Annotated in this window: 23 protein-coding genes; 1 reads left to right on the forward strand and 22 read right to left on the reverse strand. The window is 41.5% G+C overall.

The window, feature by feature from the left end:
• The 16 genes from O9A_RS08560 to O9A_RS05170 form a co-directional block, all read right to left on the reverse strand.
• Positions 1–1,625: hypothetical protein (locus O9A_RS08560; RefSeq protein WP_084790500.1), on the reverse strand; the 1,625-nt coding region annotated here is incomplete at its 3' end.
• A 22-nt stretch (positions 1,626–1,647) separates the two neighbouring features.
• Entirely contained in the window at positions 1,648–1,905 is a 258-nt protein-coding gene (locus tag O9A_RS05100; protein ID WP_011180810.1) for a hypothetical protein, read from the reverse strand.
• 8 nt (positions 1,906–1,913) lie between these two features.
• The gene (locus O9A_RS05105; protein ID WP_034447842.1) at positions 1,914–2,894 is read right to left on the reverse strand and encodes a phage tail protein; all 981 of its coding nucleotides are present in this window, start codon (positions 2,892–2,894) and stop codon (positions 1,914–1,916) included.
• Entirely contained in the window at positions 2,887–3,810 is a 924-nt protein-coding gene (locus tag O9A_RS05110; RefSeq protein WP_011180812.1) for a transglycosylase SLT domain-containing protein, read from the reverse strand. The genes O9A_RS05105 and O9A_RS05110 overlap by 8 nt, the downstream gene beginning before the upstream one ends.
• A complete protein-coding gene (locus O9A_RS05115) occupies positions 3,810–6,029 on the reverse strand; it encodes a hypothetical protein (protein WP_011180813.1) in 2,220 nt (739 codons plus the stop codon). Before O9A_RS05115 ends, O9A_RS05110 begins: the two co-directional genes overlap by 1 nt.
• Positions 6,022–7,845 (reverse strand): hypothetical protein, encoded by a 1,824-nt coding sequence (locus O9A_RS05120; RefSeq protein WP_011180814.1) that lies wholly within the window; start codon positions 7,843–7,845, stop codon positions 6,022–6,024. The genes O9A_RS05115 and O9A_RS05120 overlap by 8 nt, the downstream gene beginning before the upstream one ends.
• Positions 7,845–8,900, reverse strand: coding sequence for a tail fiber domain-containing protein (locus O9A_RS05125; protein WP_011180815.1), 1,056 nt, complete (start codon positions 8,898–8,900; stop codon positions 7,845–7,847). Before O9A_RS05125 ends, O9A_RS05120 begins: the two co-directional genes overlap by 1 nt.
• A 1-nt stretch (position 8,901) precedes the next feature.
• Positions 8,902–9,285 (reverse strand): hypothetical protein, encoded by a 384-nt coding sequence (locus tag O9A_RS05130; protein ID WP_034447844.1) that lies wholly within the window; start codon positions 9,283–9,285, stop codon positions 8,902–8,904.
• A gap of 41 nt (positions 9,286–9,326) precedes the next feature.
• Positions 9,327–10,784, reverse strand: a complete 1,458-nt coding sequence (locus O9A_RS05135; RefSeq protein WP_011180817.1) for a hypothetical protein — start codon at positions 10,782–10,784, stop codon at positions 9,327–9,329.
• Positions 10,784–11,482 (reverse strand): phage adaptor protein, encoded by a 699-nt coding sequence (locus tag O9A_RS05140; RefSeq protein ID WP_011180818.1) that lies wholly within the window; start codon positions 11,480–11,482, stop codon positions 10,784–10,786. Before O9A_RS05140 ends, O9A_RS05135 begins: the two co-directional genes overlap by 1 nt.
• A 75-nt stretch (positions 11,483–11,557) precedes the next feature.
• Positions 11,558–11,980, reverse strand: coding sequence for a hypothetical protein (locus O9A_RS05145; protein WP_011180819.1), 423 nt, complete (start codon positions 11,978–11,980; stop codon positions 11,558–11,560).
• 19 nt (positions 11,981–11,999) lie between these two features.
• On the reverse strand, positions 12,000–13,145 hold the full coding sequence (locus tag O9A_RS05150) for a N4-gp56 family major capsid protein (protein WP_034447849.1): 1,146 nt from the start codon (positions 13,143–13,145) through the stop codon (positions 12,000–12,002).
• Between the two features lie 96 nt (positions 13,146–13,241).
• A complete protein-coding gene (locus O9A_RS05155; RefSeq protein WP_011180821.1) occupies positions 13,242–14,138 on the reverse strand; it encodes a hypothetical protein in 897 nt (298 codons plus the stop codon).
• An 11-nt stretch (positions 14,139–14,149) separates the two neighbouring features.
• Entirely contained in the window at positions 14,150–16,204 is a 2,055-nt protein-coding gene (locus tag O9A_RS05160) for a portal protein (protein ID WP_011180822.1), read from the reverse strand.
• Entirely contained in the window at positions 16,189–17,514 is a 1,326-nt protein-coding gene (locus O9A_RS05165; protein WP_011180823.1) for a PBSX family phage terminase large subunit, read from the reverse strand. Before O9A_RS05165 ends, O9A_RS05160 begins: the two co-directional genes overlap by 16 nt.
• Complete coding sequence (locus tag O9A_RS05170; protein WP_011180626.1) at positions 17,495–17,821, reverse strand: hypothetical protein; 327 nt, start codon at positions 17,819–17,821, stop codon at positions 17,495–17,497. Before O9A_RS05170 ends, O9A_RS05165 begins: the two co-directional genes overlap by 20 nt.
• 298 nt (positions 17,822–18,119) lie before the next feature.
• On the opposite strand from O9A_RS05170, the gene O9A_RS05175 reads away from it, so the two are divergent.
• Entirely contained in the window at positions 18,120–18,578 is a 459-nt protein-coding gene (locus O9A_RS05175; protein ID WP_011180624.1) for a hypothetical protein, read from the forward strand.
• A 517-nt stretch (positions 18,579–19,095) separates the two neighbouring features.
• Here the strand turns inward: O9A_RS05175 and O9A_RS05180 are convergent.
• The 6 genes from O9A_RS05180 to ssb form a co-directional block, all read right to left on the reverse strand.
• On the reverse strand, positions 19,096–19,365 hold the full coding sequence (locus tag O9A_RS05180; protein WP_011180622.1) for a type II toxin-antitoxin system RelE family toxin: 270 nt from the start codon (positions 19,363–19,365) through the stop codon (positions 19,096–19,098).
• Positions 19,349–19,576: a type II toxin-antitoxin system RelB family antitoxin gene (gene relB / locus O9A_RS05185; protein WP_007346764.1), complete on the reverse strand. Its 228-nt coding sequence runs from the start codon at positions 19,574–19,576 to the stop codon at positions 19,349–19,351. Before relB ends, O9A_RS05180 begins: the two co-directional genes overlap by 17 nt.
• A gap of 107 nt (positions 19,577–19,683) precedes the next feature.
• The gene (locus O9A_RS05190) at positions 19,684–20,016 is read right to left on the reverse strand and encodes a type II toxin-antitoxin system PemK/MazF family toxin (RefSeq protein ID WP_011180620.1); all 333 of its coding nucleotides are present in this window, start codon (positions 20,014–20,016) and stop codon (positions 19,684–19,686) included.
• Positions 20,016–20,273, reverse strand: coding sequence for an AbrB/MazE/SpoVT family DNA-binding domain-containing protein (locus O9A_RS05195; RefSeq protein WP_034459411.1), 258 nt, complete (start codon positions 20,271–20,273; stop codon positions 20,016–20,018). The genes O9A_RS05190 and O9A_RS05195 overlap by 1 nt, the downstream gene beginning before the upstream one ends.
• Before the next feature lie 80 nt (positions 20,274–20,353).
• Entirely contained in the window at positions 20,354–20,848 is a 495-nt protein-coding gene (locus O9A_RS05200; RefSeq protein ID WP_034448601.1) for a hypothetical protein, read from the reverse strand.
• Positions 20,849–20,901: 53 nt separating this feature from the next.
• On the reverse strand, positions 20,902–21,348 hold the full coding sequence (gene ssb, locus O9A_RS05205; RefSeq protein ID WP_011180617.1) for a single-stranded DNA-binding protein: 447 nt from the start codon (positions 21,346–21,348) through the stop codon (positions 20,902–20,904).
• Between the last annotated feature and the right edge of the window lie 36 nt (positions 21,349–21,384).

The raw sequence follows: 21,384 nt of genomic DNA on the forward strand, positions 1-21,384 counted from the left end.
CCATAAACACTACTCCCACCATCACCACCTTTACCCCCTAAACCATAAACACTACTCCCACCATCACCACCTCTACCACCTTTACAGCCAGTGTTGCTCCAACCGCCCCAACCACCCCAACCACCATCGGATAAAAAATTATCACCACCACGACCACCACGACCACCTTCGCCGCCAGTGCCGCCAGCACCCTGGCCACCACCACCACCAAGAAAGCCATCTTTACCATTATAATCGCCATCTTTGCCTGTAGCATCCTCACCTTTAAACACGCCTTTTTGATAAGGTTTAATTGAGTTATTTCCACCAAAAGCTATAATAAATTGACCAACTACTGTGCGGTCGCCTCCAGGATTATTACGACTCTTTCCGCCTTTTCCAATCTTGACCGAATTCTTTCCAAGAAATTTTTTCCTTGTTCTTACGTACGTACAACAACCACCAAAACCACCTTCGCCGCCAGTGCCACCATAAAGACTATCCCTCCCAGCATCGCCGCCACCCCAAGCCCATATCTCAAGTTCTGTCTCATCAGTAACACCTTCTGGCCAAGGAATGTCTCCACTTTCTGTTATAAGGATTTCAACAGGTTTTCTATATCCACTATCATTGCTACCATTATCATTTAGGCTATTGGCTTTGATTGAAGCCATGAGGTTGGCTGGTGAGATAAGTGCGTCTATTGTTTTTGTTCCATCAATCCAGTCTTGTTTTGCAAGAGGTTGAATGAGATCAACTTTTTTCTCTACACTGTGCGCTACATCTTGCGCTTTATTAGCTGCTGTTTGTGCAGTGGTAGCAATAGCTTTTGCATCCGTAGCATTTTTTTGTGCAACACTCGCCGTATCTAATACACTCTCTGCTGCCTCTTTTGCTTTAGTTGCTGTATGTGTCCCTTGTTGTGCACTTTCCTGTGCATGTTGCACATCATTTTCAATTTTATCAATTTTTGCAATCTGTGCACGTTCTTGAGGGGTTAAAATAAGGTGCTCATTCCCCTCTTTCATATTCTCCATATCAAATGCATCTTTTGCTATTTTATCTGGATCATAGACTGATTTTAACATACCAAAAGACTTTGATATGGCAAAATAACTGATGGTATTTTTGAGATCTACCGGAGATATAGGATAATAAACACCTTCACTTCCTTTATACCATTTTTCTATTGTTGGCTGGGTAGAACTTAGCCACCGAAGCTTTGATCTTTCTTCTTCAGTCAAAATCTTTTTGGTAGGACCCTCATGCATATTTTCCATGGAAAACACATTTGATCTCACATTATCGGGATCATATGTAACCGCACTCATATCACCAATTCCTAAAGGTGATATTTGTATCCAACCATCCCCTGATAAAATCGTATTCTCATGGGCTTGCCCACTTGCTTTAATATCGTTAACAGTGATCTTATCTTTGTAGGCAAGTTTACCAATATCTCTCTTTGCAACCGCATCATCAGCTTTCTTTCCTTGAGCAGCGGTTGCGAAATATTCTACCTCATAAGCTGCTGCACTGCCCACTGAAATGGGTGCAAGAGCTTTACTATCTAAAACACCTTCTTTGACTTCTTCCTTTGTTGCTGGTTCAAGCTTAAATATATGCGTGTGATAGGGTAATGGCATTGCAGTTTATTCCTTAATCAGTTCATTTTTTGAGATTGTGTGTGGAGAGTGAGACCTGTAAGCGCAATGCATCAAGGTTTTTTTGCAGGGTCTCGATACGTTGCTCTGTTGCTTCTTGATACTGTGTCAAAGCGCTTAAAAGATCACGCTGTGTGTCGTTTTTGATAAGATCAAGGACCTTGTTTAAAGGCGCATGAACCATGCGATTGCTTGCATAAAAAAGGACGCGGATTTGTTCCGCGTCCGCAATATCATCAATAGCGGATAGGTGATTGATCATTGGAACACTCACGATTTTATGGCATAAACAACCGTTATATTAACAGGGCGCGTCTCTGTCTCACCTGTTGAAGAGAGGGTGACCTTGTGTGTGTGCATGCCAGCAGGTTGTGTTGTCGCTGTAAGAGTTTGATAGTGATAACTAGGGTTCCTTCTGCCGATATCATTGGCACTCCATCCAATTCCAGCATACTGAAAACTGTGCGTGTGCTCACCTGCTTCTTCAAGGGTGCAAGCATGTGTATGCGATTTTATGCAATCCTTCTGCATATCCGCAAATTGTCTACTTCTGTCTAAACCACGGCCATCATCAAAGCCGCGTAAAAACATTCCTCTAAAGTCTGGAACTTTAAAAGTTGTATCGCTATCTTTCCCCCATTTATCCCCTATTGCCTTGAATAACTGCGGATACTCTTTGCGTTGATAGGTTGCACCATCACATAAAAGCCACCCACTTGGCAATTCTTGCATAGCAAAGGTTGCAATAAACCCGCAAGGGAAGGTTTCGACCTTTGGTGGTGGAAGTGGTGTGGGATTTAAGAGATACCAACCATCATGTTCTTTTGTTGATGCATCGCTATTATAGACTATTGCATAAATACCACCCGTTTGTAATTCACCACCCTCTAATGGTACAATACCCATGTTCGTGGCTTTATAGAGTGGCGTTGCTCCTATATTATTCACATTTATTGTTGTAGATCCCACATTCACACCACGCGCCTTAAAGTGTAGAATGATATCATTTTTATATTTTGCTATAGGTGAAATCGTTGTTAACGTTATCGATGTTGTTTTCTCTTGTCTGTTCACCATAAAGTTTGCATCAAGGGAACCACCATTATCGGCAAGATATTCACGCACACGCTGCATCATGACACGTGCACTATCATTGACAGAACTAGGGGGTTGTCCCTCTGCCCAATTAATCATGCTATCTGAATGCGCATTTTCATCAGCTGTCAACGACCAATCATAAATATCAGACATGATAAGCCCCCGTTCTTCTTAATAACTCTTCTTGTAATTGTTGCTTTTTTTGCTGTCCATATGAGCGAACAGGATTTCTCCTTGAGGGATCAATTAAGAGCGTTAAATCTACTGGGTGTGCACTTGATTGTGAAAACCCCGTCATCATTGGTTGTTGCATCATTTGTTGATGTGCCATCTCTATTTGTTGATTTTGCGCATCTTTATTCCGTCTCATCAAATCAACCAAACTCATTACACTCTTTTTAAGAGCACCTGCATCAATGCCTTGCCCCTGGAATCGTGTATTTTCATGCAATGGTGTATCATATGCCATCAATGGTTTTCTCGCTTGAGCACCTTGAATTGCCTTTTGAAATCTCTCAACGCCGCGCAAGGGAACCACTTCATTTGCTGCACTCTGTCCATTGCCCCAGCTTTGTCGTGCCCTACCATTCGAAGCCTCTCCCGTTTTATTGTAAAGCCCATAAATATGATTCATAAAATCCCCTGCGGTTGCCTCCACATTTCCTCCGTTAAGGACAACTGCTTGACGCCCTAAAAGCTGGCTTGCTGGCACATTAGGATTTTTGATAAGTTTTACAGCCCCTGCTGGTCCTTGTTGGTGTGCAAGATAAAGTTCTGCTTGTGATGGCTCTCTGCCTAATGCTGTAGCTAAATAACGCGTGTTATCCTTCGTTAATCGTGCCATAGCATCCGTTGCTTGAAAGGGATCAAACTTATTATTCAGTTGATACTGTTTTGCTGTTGAATCGAGAAATTGATACAGCCCTCCTGCACTACTTTTGCTATTTCTTGCATTTGGATTACCCTTACTTTCTATCATAGCAACCCGTTCAAGAAAGCTTTCTGGCAAACCATATTTTTGTGCTGCCTGTGAGATAGCACGCTTCACATTGGGATGAAAATTGATCATTAGTTTATAACCACTCTATAAGCACTACTATTCAAAAGAATGCCAACAAAATTGAGGAATTTTGTGTGATCTTTTTTGCTTATTAAGCGTTTCTTTTCTGCTTCGTGAAACTTCTTAATTAATTCAACGGCTTTTTCTCTTGCTAACCCAAACTCCCCTTTTTCACGCGCTGTTATGAGAGCCGCAATATCCCTTTCAGTCTCTTTATGAACACTTAAGAGTTTGCGTCCCCATTCCCTTGCAAAAGTTTTCATGGCTGTCTTGATGAGACCAATCTTTCCTCCACTCACCGCTTGTTCTATTGTCTTTTCTTCCACTTCACCCATATGGTTTGGCAAGCGTGCAAAAAGCCTTGTTCTTTCTACTTCTGGTCGCAACACTTTCATAAGCTGCTTGGCTTTATCCTTACCAAAAATATGCTGTAATTTTTCTTGACCATTTTGCGTGTCAAACAAACTCAAAAGATTGTGGTCAAAATTCTGTGCATTGCCTGCGGCATGTTCTACTTGTGAGCGTACACCTTTTTGAAAGGCATTTTTTTCCATCAACCCCAAATCCGAAAGTTGACTTTTAATTGTATCGAGATTAACGCTTTTCTTCAGTGCTTTCTCTCCTTGCTCGAGGGCATCACCAATAGTACGCTCGTCATAATAAATTTTCCGTGCTTTAGCATAATCTGGAGATGACGTATCCAAAACGTCCAGAATGCGTTGTTTGAACAAAGTCAAATCTCGCGCATACCCTCGTTTTCCTTTGAGACGCGCAGAATTAATTTGATCATCCAAAACCTCTTTCATCTTATGTAAAATCCGCATATTCAGTTTTGGATATCCATTGCTTCCTATAACTGTTGCATCCGCTTCATTTGGCATTTGCGCAATTGCTTTTTTATAGGCTTTTTGGAAGGCAGGGGTTTCTTGCAAGAGCGATAAATCTTTACTGACGGCATTGGAAATAGGAGAAGCTTTCGCCCTCTCATAAAATGATTCAGCTCTTTTCTGTGCTTGTTTGATAATCTCTTGCTTTAAATTAAGCGTATCGACCTTTGGACCCATCACATCTGTCAACGCATCCTTTATCCGCAGTGCACTCGCATCTTGCCTTTCAGTCAAACGATTACTCACAAGTGAATAAGTATCAAGATCTTTTTTTGCCGCTCTAAAAGCTCTTGCTGCAAGCTCATCATGAAGATCAATAATCATTGAATCAGGACCACGCTGTTTTAATGCCTTCTCAAGCTTATCGACACCTTCATCCCCTAAGGCATGGCTTACATCTTTAAGCGCTCTATTGCTTATTTGAAACGCCTCTTTTTCTACACCTTGTGTTACTGATTCAGTTTTACCAAACAATTTTCCAACTGTGTTTTTGAGAGCCGCAGGCGTTTTTCTCATAACAGCAGGCGTTTTTTTAAGTGATCTTGTCGCAAAAGATGTTACTTTTGATACACCACTGGCAACAGCTGGAGTTACAAAACCTAACCCAGCACCAAGCCCAGCAGTCAGGAGAGTATCCTCTAACCCCTCCCCTTCACCACTGCCTGCTATTCCGCCATAAATGGCTCCAGTTTTTGCTGCACGCCCCAAGCTAAACTTTGCCGCCTCTTTACTTGCTGCAGCTTTCATTGCGGCTTCACCTGCCGCTTTTGCCGCTGTCCGTTCTGCACCTTCTGCCAAAGCAGATTGCACCGCCCTTTCTCCTGCTGCTAGAGCTTTACTGGTTATTTGTGCTCCTGTGGCACCTGCTCTGCTTCCCAAAAGCACATCGGCCCCAAGAGCGGAACGCGCAGCAGCAGGAGCGCCAACACCTGGTATTAGAAAAGGAATTGCTGCCCCCGCTAAATTCCCCAGAAAAGATAGATAAGAATGATCTCGGTTCGCCGCCCTTTGATAATCTCTCCATCGCTTTGTCACTTCATTATATTTTTTGATTACCTCTCCATCTCCTGTCAAAAGATCCCAGAAACCTGCTAATGCTCCTGCGGCTTCATCATCATACCCCATGGTTAACCCGTGAAGAGCTCCCCATCCAAACGCACCCGCAGCACTTGGATGTGGACCATCTTCTTCTGTTATACTTTTATTTTCTGTAAGAGAACCACTCAGCCTTTCCTTATTTTTTGAAAAAAGCTCTTGAAGCTGTTCTGGTGTATAGTCACTTACATGCCCAATGACTCTGGTATTTTTTCTATGAATGAGAGGAGGAATTACTTCAGCCATTGGTTTGTTTCTCCTTAATGCGTCCGTCACTATCAATAAACAGTATGCCTTCCGGCAAAGCCTCTATCTGTTTTTCTAGTGAAACATCTGACTGCGTATTATTTTTTTTATAAGCATCCTCCCCATAGGCAGCTCGGACAAGTTCGCGTGTTGCCTCTGCACCACCAAAAAGAATTGCCCGTGTTGCTGCATTGGATTTATTAAAAGTATCGATAATGGTTGTTAAAGATTTCTTCAGTTGCTCTGCCGTAAGATCTTGATACAGTGCCGCTACAGAGTTTTGCAATGCTTGCAATTCCATATTAGACAAATTCCCAAAGCCAGATGCACCATTTGGTGAAAATGCTTTTGCTTTTGTCAAGGCATCAAGCCCAATACTCGCCTTCAATGAATCAAGCATATGCCCAAAATCTTTTGCCTTAAAACCAGGAATGAACGACCCCCAATAACCAAGGAAACCAGCAACATGCGGGTGCTCATCAACAATTTTTAGCAATTCTTTAGATGTCGAGATTATACGATTTGATCTGTCCGCTGATTCCAAAATTTGCATTTTTGCTTGCTGTTCTTTACGCTCCTCCTCCTTCTGCTCTTGGATTAATTTATGTTCTGCACCACTGCCTGCAATTGGCATCGCACGTATGCCATGAGGGGCATTTTTATCCTTAACAAGCATATAACCCGATTCAGGCTTTGACAGCATGCTATCAGTATTTCCCCCTAATCCAGAAGCAGTGGAACGTTGTCCCCCTTGGACAGGTATAATTTTCCCTGTGCTTGTTGAAATTTGGAAAGCCATATCCTCAGGCAATCCCTGCTTTGCTTTTTCTTCCGCTGTGAGTGTTCTATAGTCTTCTTGGGGGCTCAACGTGCTGCCAATCACTTTCATGGCAAGATCTGGATATTGCATGATTGCTTGTGCGTCTTTATCATCGTATCCTTTAGAGCGTAAAAACGCAAAAATTGGTCTATTTTGAAGACGTGTATTATTGCCCTGCCGCATAACAAGCGCCGCATTTGAAAAGCTTTCTTGCGGTGTTTTTCCTGATGCTAACCCCGCAAAAAAATCCATGAGATGCTCGGAAAATTCTGATTTTCTAAAACGCTCCCATAAGTTGCTTGGATTTGCGTCTTTATGGATAAAGTTTCCAACGGCGTTTACATAATCCGTTGCTTGTTCTGGCATATCATTTGCTTTTAAATGTTCTTCTTCTGAAATAGGCGTATGAGAAAGTGTTTCTTCATTGACAGGGCTGCTTCCCCGCTGTTCTTCCGGCATAGATCTGTTGTTGAACTCTGTAATATAATCCATTACATCTTTTTGCTGTCGCCCAGCTTCATCTCCACTCACTTTATCAATGTTAGAAACAAATGGAGATTGAGGAATCATTGATGCAACACCTCCCTGCTCTGAGAAATCAGATTTTTCTTGTTTTGGTACCTCTTGTATCCTAATAGTATCCTTTAAAGCATCTGGTAATGAAGGCATTTGGCGCTTTAAATCATCCGTAGACATAATCAATTCTGCTGGCGTTTTTTTCCCAGCTTCTCTTCCTTCCCCATAAGAACCGCGAATAAGCTCTGTAGGACTTAATTTTTGTTGCGTATCAGAGCCAGTATTATCAAAAGGGTTTGTGCTAAAAGCAGCACGTTCTAAAAAACTGGGCTTGTATCGGCCTTCAAACGATGTGCTTGGAGGTGTAGAAGACTGTCCTAGAAAATACTTGGGAAGTTGCGTTACAGCTTGTGTTAGCAAAGGACGCAAAACTTTTGGATTAAGAAATAGTGATAAAGTATGAAAGCCGTTTTGTTCCATCACTGCACCCTTTCCATGTTAAAGCCAAGCTTGTCATAATCAACATGCAAAAGGCCTGTGGTATTATTGTAGAAAACAGCTTCAGGATTTGACCTCAAAACGTCTTGTGCCATCACCCCGCGATAGCGCTCTGGAGAACCCTTATAGTTGTATTCATAGAGTGTATAGCCCTTTTTCTGTCCAGCCTCCCTGATGTTTTCTTTTGCCCTCCTATCGCTAAGCCCAGCAAAAGTACCAAGTATCGTTCCAACATTTCCAATAGTTTGCCATGGATTAAGTTTTGTTTGCGGCGTAAACTGTGTCCTTTGTTCCGTTTGCATTCCGTAATTTCCAGCAGAAGCCGTACCAGCTGCAAGCAGCTTACTTAACTGATCCCAATCAAGATTATTCTGCTGTTCCCATTTCTGTCGCTCTTCGTCTAATTGTTGTTGATGATTGGCATCAAGCAAACCACCTCCAGACAACGCATTGAGATTTGCCTGACCTTGACCTTGAAAAAAGTTATTAGCGCTAGCCAACTGATTTTGATTGGCTTGATCAATCATTCCATTGGCTTGCATCATATTGTTGACGTCTTGGTTATATTGCTGTGAGAGAGCTTGGGTTGCTATGCTGCCTAATTCATCTGCCAAAACACCCGTATGTGCACCAGAACCATAACGCCCCGCGCCTGCCAATGAACTGTTAATCGTGTCTGAAGCTTTATTTAACGTGTTTTGCAGTGCTTCCTTAAAATAAGGATTATTGCCTATCTCATGACCAGAAGCCATGTTCTTTAAATTTTGGCTGGTTGAATTTTGCCCTGTGGCTAATCCATTTAAGTAATTATTATCATAGTTATGCGTATTATTGCTAAGCCCATTAATTGCATTTTTTGTTTGATCACTTAAACCTGCGACACGCTGCCCATCATAGACAGCTTTTCCGCTGCCTTGATTATAAAAACTCATAGCATCTTTAGCAGCACGTTCAAAGATTCCCTTTGCCCATTCAGGTGGTGCATTTGTTTGCGTGGTATTTTGCGTCGTCTGAATTGGTTTTGAACTTTTTCCCATGTTAAAGCTGCTTTCTATATTCTAAAAGATTAACGAAATAGCCATGCGATTTAAGGGATTTTTTCCACCCACGCCGACCGATAATGATAAGTTCTTTCGCCCCTTTTTCTTTATAATAGGCTTCAATTTGGGGAATAAGCTTCGTTAAGGGTGCTCCTCCTTTTCCCCCAAGCGTGACAATAACCGCCCTTAATGCTCCAGTGACAAGTTTCTGTAACTCTGTTGTGACATGCGCCATAAAGTTTTCCTGCTCATCCACAATAATCCAGAGAAGCTTATCCCCCTTCAAAATATCGTTTAAAATAGTCTGCGGAGTATAATCATCAGGGAACTTTTTATGAAAATAAGCTATTGATTTTATAACCTTATCCAAATAGGGGGCCATTTGTTCCGCACTCCATTTTTGCGTGTTATAAATTCTAAAACTCATCTTATACCTGCGGGTTTCAGTGTCACATCAAAGCCTGTTATATGAGTCCATGGTGTGCTTTCTGGTATTCTAAGCCGCAAAGCATGATAGCGTGCCCTAGAGCGGATATTGTACATCCCACTGCTATAGCCCGCGTAACGCTCTTTCGCCCAATTTAATTGACCTCTATTATCAATGATAAAAGCAGCTCCAACGCTTAAAAGACCATTTGTCGTATCTGCTTGAACAAAAGCCTCACTCATAAGATTAATCTGTCTGCCTGTATCTCCTACAGTTTGTGAAGCAATGACAGCTTCCATAGGAGGACCAGCAAAAAAACCAAATCTATTGTCCGGTGTAAATGCTCCCAATATTGGCGCGCCATTTTGCCACATTTTACTATCAAGAGAAGCACGTAAATCTCTCAAGCATCCTTGTACTTCGTCTAAGCCTTCTAAGGTATAACCTGCCGCAAAGAGGGGGAATAAGAGAAGTCTCTGCCCTTTAATGACGCTCCATATTTGCAAGAGCCAATCATAAACATAGATATTCATCCCCATCATATCGTCGTTTATAGAAAAATAAACGCGTGAATAGACCGGATCAATACAGGCTTTCATCTCATCAATGGCAAAATTACTGTAAAGCGTAAAGATAGTTTTATCGACCTTACCAAAACCAATAGGCAACATTTCCCCTGTACTATTGATTTGATAAAAACCATCATCAGAAACAAAGAAAGTATAGTCTCCACGGCTTGCAATCGCAGTGCTGCTTTTTGCCCCTATTTTGTCTTTTATTTTTACAAAACTAAATATTATTTTAGACCCTGGAACAAAGGTTGCATGATAAATGGCAGAACGCATAAAAATCAGTGGGTTGGTTGCTTGTGTTGCTCCTTGCACATATTCACCATCTGGAAAATCCTGATAATCGCAACTTTTCTCACCAACCTTCCAGTGTGTCGCATCATTGAGACCTGACCAGTGAACACGATTTGGCTTATCTGTTAATTTCATCAAACAGATAAAATCTCCCCAAATACGAACAAGTCCAGCCCGCGGGGGATTACCCCCCAAATCATCAAATCTCTCTGCTGTCTTCAAGGCAAATATTTGCGGCGCATCATTGTTATTAACAGCAATGATATAATCGCCAAAGACAGCAAAAGACCAAGGTGCCATTTCATTGGCATGATATTGTTCCCCAAGCTTGCTAACATCTTTCCACCTGCGCGTGCTGTTATCATATTCGTAAAGCTTTGTTGATGTCCCTACAATAATCCGCACACCACTCAATGACCTTACCGCATAGACCCCCAAAATAACATCCGGAAAAGGTTCTGAAACGGGTGCAACTTTGGGAACTGGAATATAGGAATTGGGTGCTGGCAAAACATTCACAATCTCACGAGAATAACCATTATTAATAAATGCAACATCTGGTCTAAACTCAGCAATAGGAATAAAGGTCATCAGAAATCCGTATGTTGAACTCTCAACAAATTCTTGCGCCGTGACGTTTCAATTTGTAGCGCATCAAGTTGCTCTTGAAACATAGCAAAGGCTGCTGCCGCCATCTGTGGTTCTTTAATAATATTCGTATAAATTTCATATTTTGCGCGGGTTTTGATCAGTTCATAGGCTTCTAAAAACCATATTGAGGCTTCTTGTATGCTCTCAATGTCTTTTATTCTCATAGGGTCAAGAATAAGCCTGATAGAATAAATACGATCTGGGATTGGATACAAAATAAGCTTTTGTTCAAAATAACTGTATCGCGTGGGCATGCCATGGTTACAATCATTCTCAAGGTTTTCAATGACGAGTGGATCTGTATGCAAAAGCTTTGATTTGCTGTGATTATCTTCATAAATGTAAGCATCAACAATGCGAACAGCAGCCGGAATAACTGGATTTTCCTCTGCTCCATAGCGGCTTTTCCCCTTTAAAGTGGTAAAAACAACTTCACGACTTTCATTAAAATAAAAGGGCAATCGTTCACAAAATCGAATGGCTGAAAATATTGCCTTTTGAACTTGATCAACATACTCATCTGTTTGATCGTCTATTTCATCCTGAATATCATTCACCATCTGAATGAAATTTTTATCATGAGGAACAATGGTCTGTTTGTCTCCAATCGGACCACCTGTCTGTACTATTATTGTCATATTACTCTCTTCCAAATGTCTTAGAATATTTTGAGAGAAGAGGGGACGCAAAAAAACAAACGCCCCCTTGCGCCTTTAACGATTTGTGTAAAACTCAACAATCACCTCAACATCCCCTTTGCTGCTTTTCTTGTCTCGTGTCATGTAAATCGTATTTTCAACCTCTAACGGAACATCGCGTTCCTCCATGGGTATGTACACATTGCTATCGGTAGATTGCGTAAGCCCTACATCTCCATAATCATTACCATGAGGCTCTTTTCCAAATGTCGCTGTTACATCTTCAAAATCCGTCATAGCATAAATTTTAATGCTTTTTATAAAAGCCCCTCGGGGTAGAACACCAATTTTCGTTATCAACCCTTGATCTGTACATTTAACACGCGCCCGTAAAAAACTAACCTGCTGCGTAGAGTTATTGCGTCCTTGCAAAACAGGTGGCAATCCCTCATCTGTCATGCCAACAGTTTCCTGTGTAATTAGCGATTTTTCTGCCATAATTGTCATCCTTTAATAATTAGCTTGCTTCAGCAAAAGAAGGGATAACAATCGTGCCAAAGTCTTGTCCCCCTTGATCAGAATGCGGCAATGTATAGCGTGACTTTTTCATGCCGATAATAGTTTTTGCAGCCAGACCAAATTCACGTTGATAATCAAACAATTCTTCAACAAGTTTATAACGCGTCTCACTATTTTCCTCATTGCTTCCTGTTGCACCATTACCAATACGCCCATAAGCCATGATGATACTTTGCGCACCAAGCAAAACAGCACGACGAACAGATGGCACAGGCTCTTGTGTCTTTGAATTAACACCATTAGGGACATGCTCTGCTTCACGCAAAATGACACCATTATACATCCCCAAAGAACCATTAAAAATTGGATTCTTCGCTCCAGAGCCATCATAAGCTGCCTTGGTAATGTCTAACCATTGACCACTCTTGGTATTGGTACGCAATTGAGTTACCTGTATTGGATGGAGATACATCACATAAGCCGATTTCCCATCAACACGAACAGGACGCAAACGTGGATTTGCCAATTTAGCACGTTCAACAGCTTGATCGATAAGATCTAATGTAAAAACATCCTCTTTTGTAAGCTCTTCATCAGTTTTTTTCTTAGCTGGGCGAATAACACGCAATTTGCTTGGCTCTGATGGCGCGTTAAAACCATAATGCACCGGTTTAAGCGTTATGGTGCGTCCTTCAAACTGCATCCATGGTGCGGTATAGCCTGCTGCCTGAATAAAGAACATCAAACTTAAGCGATCTGCATACCAATCAACAAGCCCATCCTTTGCTTCCTGACGCAAACTAAAGGGAATACGCTGTTGATCAATAGAGCCTTCATATTTAATGCGCACCGCATGAGTAAGCTCGTTGATGTGCACCTTTTCATTCATAAATTGGAGTGCTTCTTCATTGCCTTCCAGCGTTTGTCCCTCGCTAACGCCATCCCCCATCAGTTGGACTCTTAATCCACTCGTCACAGCGTCACCAGCGGATTTTTCTAGCATATCCAATACTTGAATAATGCTGTTTTTGCTTTTTCCCATCAGCGGTGCAATGGGCAACGCTTTTGAAGTTTCTGTGTTTAGCATCTTAGCCCAAACGCCAACGGCTAATGGGTCATTGAGCTTTACTTCTGTTACTGCCATTTCAATTAATGCCTTTCTTGGTTTTAAAACTCGCCTTGCGGCTACCCCAAACGATAACAATCACTTGGTTCTCTCTGTTGCGCCACCACGCACATCTCACGTTCTGCTCATAATTTGTTCAAATTTTTCGGGATTTTTCTCAACCCATACAGCAAATTCGGCATCTGGCATGGAAAAGAGCGTTCTCATATCCATACCGCCTGTTGGAACTTGTCCACCCCGCGCTGTAAGTGTCCGCGCTGCTTGAGAGCGCTCTTGAAGGGTTTCCACTTCATCCTTTATTGGTGCTCCACTATAGCCAAAAGCCTTTGCTTTTTGCACCAGCACCTCTATTGGGTTTATACCTGCTTTCTGACACTGCTGGCATATTTGGCGCAATTCAGCACCAATTTGCTGTTGCCGTGCTGCGGGATCTTTCCATTGTGGATAAAGATCTGCCTGCGCTTGTAGGACACTATCTGCTCTTTCATAGAGATAATCAGTGATACTGTCTAAATCCGGATATTTATCTTGTACCTGCGCTTTGGCTTCTTCAAAATAATCCCCTAACTTTTGGCGTTCATATTCCTCTTGATTCAAACGTTCTTGGCTCTCTCTTATGCGAGAAAACTCATCAAGCAATTTCTGTTGTTCCTGTACCTTATGACTAAGCCATGCAACATGTGCTTTTGGATCATCTTCTAGGGTAGGGATATTTTCATCGCGGCGTCTTACCGCCTCTTCTTGCATTTGTGCATATTTTTGTGCAAACTCAATGGCAAGTTCACGCGCTTCCATAGCCTTTTGCTCTGCCTTTTGGCGTGCTTGTCGTTCTTGCTCTATCACACCAGAATTTGGCTGCTCCTGAAGTGGTTCTACAGATGGCTGCTGAGAACTTTCTTCCGCATTAAAAGCTTCCCTAACTTGCTCAGGCTCAACTAACTCAACAGGACGATCACTGGCAAAATGTTCGTCATAGATTGCTTGTTCTTCAGGAGTAAACTTTTCTTCCATCTTCTGTTCCTTCAATGTGGTATTAATCTTTTTGTCAAAACGCGGTAGTGTTCCAACTGTGCTTGTAAGGATTTGCGCTCTAGATCACGCTGCGCTATCTCATTTTTTGCCCGTTGAAGTTCAAGCTGCATGCGTGCCTGTTCTTGCTTCAAAAAAAGCTCAATATTTTTCTGCTGCAACGCTAACTGCTTTTGTTGTGCATCAAGTTGATAAAGCGTGCCTTTTGCTTGCGCTTCTTGCTGGAGAGCAGCAATCTTTGCTTGTTGCTCTGGATTTAATTGTGTTCCTTGGTTTTGTTGCATCATTTGCTGCTGTTGTTGTTCTTGTTGCGCCTGCTGTGCTTTTGCCGTTAAATTTGCCACCAATGTTGCCGGTAATGGGGAAAGCTTTAAAAGATCTGGAATCATCTCCGGTGTTAAGAAACCACCAAGCAACGGCAACATTTGCGTAATCGCTGCAAAAGTTCTCTCTTTTTCATTGGGACTTGTTGGTGAATCATCAACAATAATGTCGTATTCAAGCTTTGTGACAGCTTCACGTGTTAAGGGCACATACTGCGCATTTTCTGGTCCAGAAATACGAACCAAACGCCCATCGGAAAGATAGTTTTGAATCAAATAAAGGATAATCTTTCCCTGTCGACATCGATAAAGCTTAAGATTATCAAATAAACCCGCAAGCAAATTAAGCGTTGATTGCCGGCGTGTATTTTCCAATACATTCGCTTGATTAACCTCTCTTGTGCCTATAAACTCTGCCGACAATCCCGTTACGTGCGTTATCGCTTCACGCGATTCATTAAACAACTGAAAAAAGCCATTAGGGAATTGTGCACTTGGCTTTGGTTGGATTTTTCCTCCTGTAAGCGCCCCGTTTTTAACCCACGTAATCGTATCGGTTCGTGTCCAATTTTCGAGTGCTTGGCGCTCATCATCAAAAGCTCCTCGTTCTGCCATCAAACCACCTTTGGCTTGACTGTTTAAAATATACATGACTTGGCTAAAATATTTATTCGACCATTTTTGTGGGTCTTTTGCGGGGCGAACAATCCCGTAAAACTGGTTTTTAAGCTTATCCAGCGTGCCTGTGATACATTCCCAGCCAAGCTGTCCATCTGGTGCTAAGGGTTTATCAGGCTTTGCTAAAAGACGCCGTCCCAGAAAAGCGCGCTTAACCACCTTTTTATTAAAACGCACCCCTTGAAGTTGTGGAGCCACCCTTTGAAGCTGTTCGAACTCTTGTTTGCTATAACTGCGCATCTGTCCTGTTTGAAGATCAGGTGCCTTGAAATAAACTTCATATTCAAACCAACGGCATTCAACTAGCGTAACATAGCGTTTTTCAGAAGCTGACTGTGATAAAGAATCTGCATTGGCATGATCATTATAAGCATCAAGTGAGACATGATACTCCTCACAAGCGGTTGTATTATCTGTTGCCCAATCAGCATGGAGATCTTCAACTGCTACATCAGGAAAAAGACTTTTAGCATCCTCAACGGGTTTACGATCAACATACCACATACGCTGTGCATCAATGAGATTGGGTCTTACAGCATTGGCATCCCAAACCATTTTCAGTGGATCTAAGCGTTGAATAGCAGGAATTCCTTCAGGATCTGTCTCATAATCAAGCCGTGTATCTGTCCAGCCCATGCCACAAATGACCATATCCTGAAAAGCATCGGAATCGGCATATTCCGCCTCTGCCTCATCACGAAACCATTCTGCTGCTCCAGTGAGCAATTCATTGGATATTGCGGCTCCTGCTTGCCTTGGTTGAAACTGCACTTCACGCTTATTATTACGCTCTGCCCCAACAATTGCGTTGACAAGGGGTGCAATACGGTTAAAGGTCATAACAGGGCGGCGTTGCGCCTTCAAAACCGCCAGATCTTCCTCAGCCCATTGACGACCATTATAAAAATCAAAATCTTCACGCGCCTGTTCACGCCATTCATTGACGTGTTCAACATCTTCCTTATACCAAGATTTTAAGCGCCTATAGAGTTCATATTCATCAAAATCTGCCGTTTTTTTAGAGTTATGACTTAGAATGCCATCCATGATGCCGCTTCTCTTTCTATAGCGCGATAACGTTCTTGTTGCGGTTTAATGCGTGGTGCTTCATAAACAATGCACATCAAACCAAAGGCATCCGCACCATGACTGGACCAATCATGTTCTGCCCCCAAGCCAATGCCGCGCTTCTCATCCCATTTCTCATGATACCAATTCAGCGCCTTACGACCCGCTACAGTTGTCTCTTCATGAAACCAAACAGAGGGTAAAATACGCCGCACCGCCTCGATCCGCATCTTGACAGCACCAGCCCCTTGATGAGGGATCACTTGCGTTTCAAAGCCCGCATCATTTAACGCACTCTCAAAACTCACATTATGTACACGGTCCCTTGTTGCGCCATCATGGGGAAGAACCATCAATGCCTTCTCATAGCCATTGCGACGTAACCAGCCTATATGCTCGGATAACGGCTGCCCTTGTGCTTCGTAATAATCCAAAACACGGATCTCTCTGCCAACAAATTGCGCTATCCATATCGCCGTCGCATCTGCCTTGGCACCCGTGCCCCCAATATCCCAAAAGGCACGCATCTGCATTAAAGGATCACGTGCAACACGCCCTATCCGTCCCTCCTGCTCGGCTGCTAACATTTCCTTTTGATAGTAAGCGCCTTGAACAGCGGTAAGATAAGCCCCCTCCCATATATGTTTATAGGTCTCTGGACGATTCTTCAGATCATCAAGCCGCGCTTCATTCAAGATCTTGGGAAATTTCGGATTGTCTGACCAGTTGATCTCTACACGCTTAATGGCTTCATTGTTTGAAAAGCGAAACCGCCTTTCAACCGGTGCATTATCTCGTAAGGGGTTCCACGTTACCCATAACTCTGCTCTCCACCCCTCACCTTCTTCACGTAAAGTCGGTATAAGCGTTTGCCAAGCTGTCTCTGTCACAGGCTCTGCCTCATCAACCCAACAGAGCAAAATGCGCCCCATGGATTTGATACTGGCTATATTACGATCTAGTCCCGAAAACTGAAAAGCAATACGACCATCAATCGACTTAATCGAAGATTCTCCAACCTTATAGTAGTCCTTTAAAAAGTCATGACCTTCAATGGCCCGTTTAATCTCCTCTAAAGAACTCTCTGCGAGAGAATTTTGAAACTGACGTGCGCAAAGGATAGTGCCTGATATTCCTCCCATGCCAAATTGATAGCCTTTTAAAGCCGCCATCAAAGCAAAGGATCTTGTCTTTCCAGACCCTCGTCCTCCCCAAGCAGCACGCACCGCCGCCTTACCTGTAAAAATCGCTATAAGCTTTGGTACAATCTTAATCTGTCGTGTTGTCATGACCCAAAGGCGCGATTTCCACGCGCCCTATCATCTTAATCGCCCCGCCATCCTCCCCTGTCACTTGCAATGGCAACACCTTACCAAGCAACGCTAAATAAGCGGCGGGGCATTTAAGTGCCTGTTTTTCCAGATAAGAGATTAATCCTTCTTTACCATATTTACTGCCTGCTCGTTTAGCAGCTTCAATGACTGACTCTTTCAAAAGGCTCGTTGTTTTATTGGGTACGCCTTTTACCCGCCCTTTTCCTGCATTGGGTGGCAATTTTTTTGGGTGCAAAGTCATCTCTGTATTTTCTGCTGTCATAAAATACTTTCTCCCAATAACAAAAAGCCCCGCAAAACACAGGGCTCTCAGTAATCATGTCAATTTAATAAAAGAAGTTGAGGGGGAATTATCTACTGTAATTTTAGACGCAATTCGACCACTACAGCAGCTCTATAAAACACCATTATTCACGCCATGTCAACAAAAAAATCACGATATTGTATATTTTTTATTTTCTTGCCTAAATATAGTGTCTTTAGCACCAAGCAACACCTCACAATTGTATCCTCTAAAAGAATCAATTATATGACTGATAATTAATAAATGGGGGGAAACAATGCGTGATATTGTCATAGTAATAGTGGGTATACTCATACTATGGAGTATAGTCTCTGACATGTGGGAAGAAGCAGAAAATGGTCGGAATACAGAATTTCAAGGTACTCTTTTATTAGTCATAGTACTCGGTGTGCTTTGGTATCTTGAATTTTCAAGAAACTTTTTATTAATAGTGGCAATTTTGCTGTTTGCTTGGAGAAATTACCTAGGAATAATAGCAAATTCTGAACATGATCGCTTAGTCGAATACTCTCAGATGGCATTTGATTATGAGAATGAAAAAATTAATAAAGCGATTATACAACGAAACGAAGCGGTTAAGGAAAATAGTAGGATGGTCGATAGACACTACAAAGCGATTAAGGAGCGAGACAAAACAATTGAAGAATTATCCGAAAAGCTTTGGCAACAACAAAAACAGATAATGATAATGGAGAAACAGAATGAATCTGGTTGAGAAAAAAATCAATTAAAGGTTCAATACTATGACTGATAATTAATAAAAAGGAGAAATTTTAGTGTTATTTTTCAAAATAAGCAGCTCTATTAGCCATAGTAATCAGTGGACTTTTTCTTTCTGATTATGCCAATAGTGAGCTCTCTATTCATTATCAGTCTGCTAATATTGATCAAAGTTTATATGAAAGAATTAAAGTTTTACAAAAGCAGTACAAAGCAGAACAGCATCCAAAAAAGATTTTATCAGATAGTGGAATTAATCAATATAACATTTCGTTTTCCACTGTCTCTGATTATGAAAAACCTCAACGACGTATAACATTCGATGATTTAATAATTGTAATAGAAGTACTCGTATTTATTAGTATAATGTCCATCATCATTAACTTACTTTGGCGCTTTAAATTGAAAATTCCTGCTTATTTCTTTTTATTAACAACCGCTCTAATTAGTTGCGCGGTATTACTCCTTTTAATCTTTGATTAAAGATCAAAATATTTTATAAAAGATTTACCTTAACCTTTATATATATTTTTTCTATGTCCAACAGCCAAAACTAATACGACAAGCTCCTTATCATAGAGTTCACAAAGTATCCTGTAATCTCCTACACGATATCTCCATAAACCTGAGAATTGTCCTTTTAAGGGCTTACCTATTACACGCACATCTTCAAGAGGAGCAACGTGTTGATCTAAAAAATCAACAATCCGCCGTGCTTCTTTTTTATCGCATTTTTTTAAAAAACTAAGAGCTTTTTTTTCATATCTAATCGTCCAAGCCAAGCTCTTTCCTCACCTCTTCAGAGCTATAAAAAGTACCCTCTCCCCTTCGAACGCGCTCTCTTACTTGTGAGGCTAAATAATAATCCTCTGCTTCCTCTATGCCACGTTCAATAATCTCGCGTAAATAAAAAGACTTTGTACGTCCTGTCTTAGCAGCTAAATTATTCAAACGTGTTTCGAGATCACTTGGCAACCGAATAGATATCGTCATGATGGAATCCTCATATTTGTATTCACTGTAATACAAATACAACGCATTGTACAGAAAAACGTTTCATCTCATGTTGCTTACTTTAACATCCTTCAAGTGCGAAGAAACTATGTGAGAAATGTTGATAGCTTAGCAAGAACTTCATTCATAATTATGGGGGGAACTGTTTCCATTTTCTTACCCTGACGCGCTGCTATATCCAGAGCACGTGGCTGGTCACAACGTATCACACCTGTTGTATGCAATCCTGTTCCTACCAATGAGACAGCGAAACCTGCGGTTCGAGAAAAATTTCCTCCACTTGTAATGGGTAAGACAATGGGTGTTTTCGTGACACGATTAAACGCCTCTGGTGATACAATCAATACAGGACGCGTTCCTTTTTGTTCATAGCCTGAAGTTGGGTCAAGAGATACAAGCCAAATTTCGCCCCGCTTCATCACAAGAGCTCTCTACCAACAGGTTTAGCATCAAACCACTCCATATCCTCATCAGAGAAATCATCTGAAAGATGACATTGAGCTAACAATTCATCAAGAGTGTAACTTGGAAATGTCTGTGGCTTCACAACCAATTGTCCATTATCAACAGCCAAACCAACTTGCGTGTTCTCAGTAAGATGAAGAACATCAAGCAATGCCGGCGGTATAGAGAGCATAACAGACCCTCCAACTTTACGTAATTTTGTTGTGTGCATTAAACGCCCTTTCCAATATTATATAAAAATATAATATTTTATCATCTATTCTTCAAGAGCTTTTCATAACAATAAAACATTTACCATTTACTTTTTGGGTCAAAATATTTCTGGAGAGTATTCAGAGCGATACGCAATGCATTCACAAGATGTGGCAATTCTTGATCTTCCATAACAAGGTACTGTAGCGCAGCATAAAGGTTATGCTGTCTATAAAGGCACTGTGCTTCTTTAAGGACCTTTTGCATATTACAAAACTGTTCTGTTGCACGTTCAACCCACTTCTCTCTTGCTTTGTCATCAGAAGATGATGGTATTTCATCATAAACAGCGCTTGGTAAACCTTTTGCACACGAATAGTCATTTCTCACTTCAAGATATTTTTGCGTAGCGTCATACTGGTCTTGAGTAAGCACGCCTTGCAAACAAAGCCGCCCAACATAAGACCCCGCAAGTGGATTTTTAGCCTCTTCTATGGTCAAACCAAAGCGTTTAGCACGCATTTCAACTGCCAATTGATTAACAGGGTCTTGACGTACTTTCACTTGTGAAATGTAGGTATCTTTCTTTCTCATACATCCCCCGTATCTGTGGAAATCCACATTCTTATTTTTGCTCTATTTTTTAATCAAAATGGCATGCTGTCATGAGCAGATATGCCATAATCATCAGCACCTGAAGCGATAGCATAACTTTGAGAAGTGACAGACGAAGAGGACGCAGATTGCTCTTTCTTTGCATCAAGTAAATGCAACTCGCCTTTATATTGTGGCAGGACAATTTCTGTTGTGTAACGGTCATGTCCATTTTTATCTTGCCATTTACGGGTTTGTAATTTGCCTTCTATGTAAACCTTTGAACCTTTGTGTAGATACTGAAGTGCTATTTTTGCAAAATGCGGATTAAAAACCACTACGGAATGCCATTCTGTTTTTTCTACTTTTTGGTGCGTATTTTTATTCATATAGCTTTCAAAGGTTGCCATACGAAAATTGACCACCTCAGCACCAGAAGTCATCGTTTTGCTCTCAGGATCATCTCCTAAATAGCCAATTAACATCACTTTATTGAGCATGTTTTCACTTACCTTATATTTGCGCTATCTATAATA

It is taken from the genome of Bartonella koehlerae C-29, assembly GCF_000706625.1.
Taxonomy (GTDB): domain Bacteria; phylum Pseudomonadota; class Alphaproteobacteria; order Rhizobiales; family Rhizobiaceae; genus Bartonella; species Bartonella koehlerae.

Bases quoted from the DNA above. Each gene is read 5' to 3' on its own strand.
- O9A_RS05100 (WP_011180810.1), bottom strand. From the start codon at position 1,905: ATGATCAATCACCTATCCGCTATTGATGATATTGCGGACGCGGAACAA.
- O9A_RS05105 (WP_034447842.1), bottom strand. From the start codon at position 2,894: ATGTCTGATATTTATGATTGGTCGTTGACAGCTGATGAAAATGCGCAT.
- O9A_RS05110 (WP_011180812.1), bottom strand. From the start codon at position 3,810: ATGATCAATTTTCATCCCAATGTGAAGCGTGCTATCTCACAGGCAGCA.
- O9A_RS05115 (WP_011180813.1), bottom strand. From the start codon at position 6,029: ATGGCTGAAGTAATTCCTCCTCTCATTCATAGAAAAAATACCAGAGTC.
- O9A_RS05120 (WP_011180814.1), bottom strand. From the start codon at position 7,845: ATGGAACAAAACGGCTTTCATACTTTATCACTATTTCTTAATCCAAAA.
- O9A_RS05125 (WP_011180815.1), bottom strand. From the start codon at position 8,900: ATGGGAAAAAGTTCAAAACCAATTCAGACGACGCAAAATACCACGCAA.
- O9A_RS05130 (WP_034447844.1), bottom strand. From the start codon at position 9,285: ATGGCCCCCTATTTGGATAAGGTTATAAAATCAATAGCTTATTTTCAT.
- O9A_RS05135 (WP_011180817.1), bottom strand. From the start codon at position 10,784: ATGACCTTTATTCCTATTGCTGAGTTTAGACCAGATGTTGCATTTATT.
- O9A_RS05140 (WP_011180818.1), bottom strand. From the start codon at position 11,482: ATGACAATAATAGTACAGACAGGTGGTCCGATTGGAGACAAACAGACC.
- O9A_RS05145 (WP_011180819.1), bottom strand. From the start codon at position 11,980: ATGGCAGAAAAATCGCTAATTACACAGGAAACTGTTGGCATGACAGAT.
- O9A_RS05150 (WP_034447849.1), bottom strand. From the start codon at position 13,145: ATGGCAGTAACAGAAGTAAAGCTCAATGACCCATTAGCCGTTGGCGTT.
- O9A_RS05155 (WP_011180821.1), bottom strand. From the start codon at position 14,138: ATGGAAGAAAAGTTTACTCCTGAAGAACAAGCAATCTATGACGAACAT.
- O9A_RS05160 (WP_011180822.1), bottom strand. From the start codon at position 16,204: ATGGATGGCATTCTAAGTCATAACTCTAAAAAAACGGCAGATTTTGAT.
- O9A_RS05165 (WP_011180823.1), bottom strand. From the start codon at position 17,514: ATGACAACACGACAGATTAAGATTGTACCAAAGCTTATAGCGATTTTT.
- O9A_RS05170 (WP_011180626.1), bottom strand. From the start codon at position 17,821: ATGACAGCAGAAAATACAGAGATGACTTTGCACCCAAAAAAATTGCCA.
- O9A_RS05175 (WP_011180624.1), top strand. From the start codon at position 18,120: ATGCGTGATATTGTCATAGTAATAGTGGGTATACTCATACTATGGAGT.
- relB (WP_007346764.1), bottom strand. From the start codon at position 19,576: ATGACGATATCTATTCGGTTGCCAAGTGATCTCGAAACACGTTTGAAT.
- O9A_RS05190 (WP_011180620.1), bottom strand. From the start codon at position 20,016: ATGAAGCGGGGCGAAATTTGGCTTGTATCTCTTGACCCAACTTCAGGC.
- O9A_RS05195 (WP_034459411.1), bottom strand. From the start codon at position 20,273: ATGCACACAACAAAATTACGTAAAGTTGGAGGGTCTGTTATGCTCTCT.
- O9A_RS05200 (WP_034448601.1), bottom strand. From the start codon at position 20,848: ATGAGAAAGAAAGATACCTACATTTCACAAGTGAAAGTACGTCAAGAC.
- ssb (WP_011180617.1), bottom strand. From the start codon at position 21,348: ATGCTCAATAAAGTGATGTTAATTGGCTATTTAGGAGATGATCCTGAG.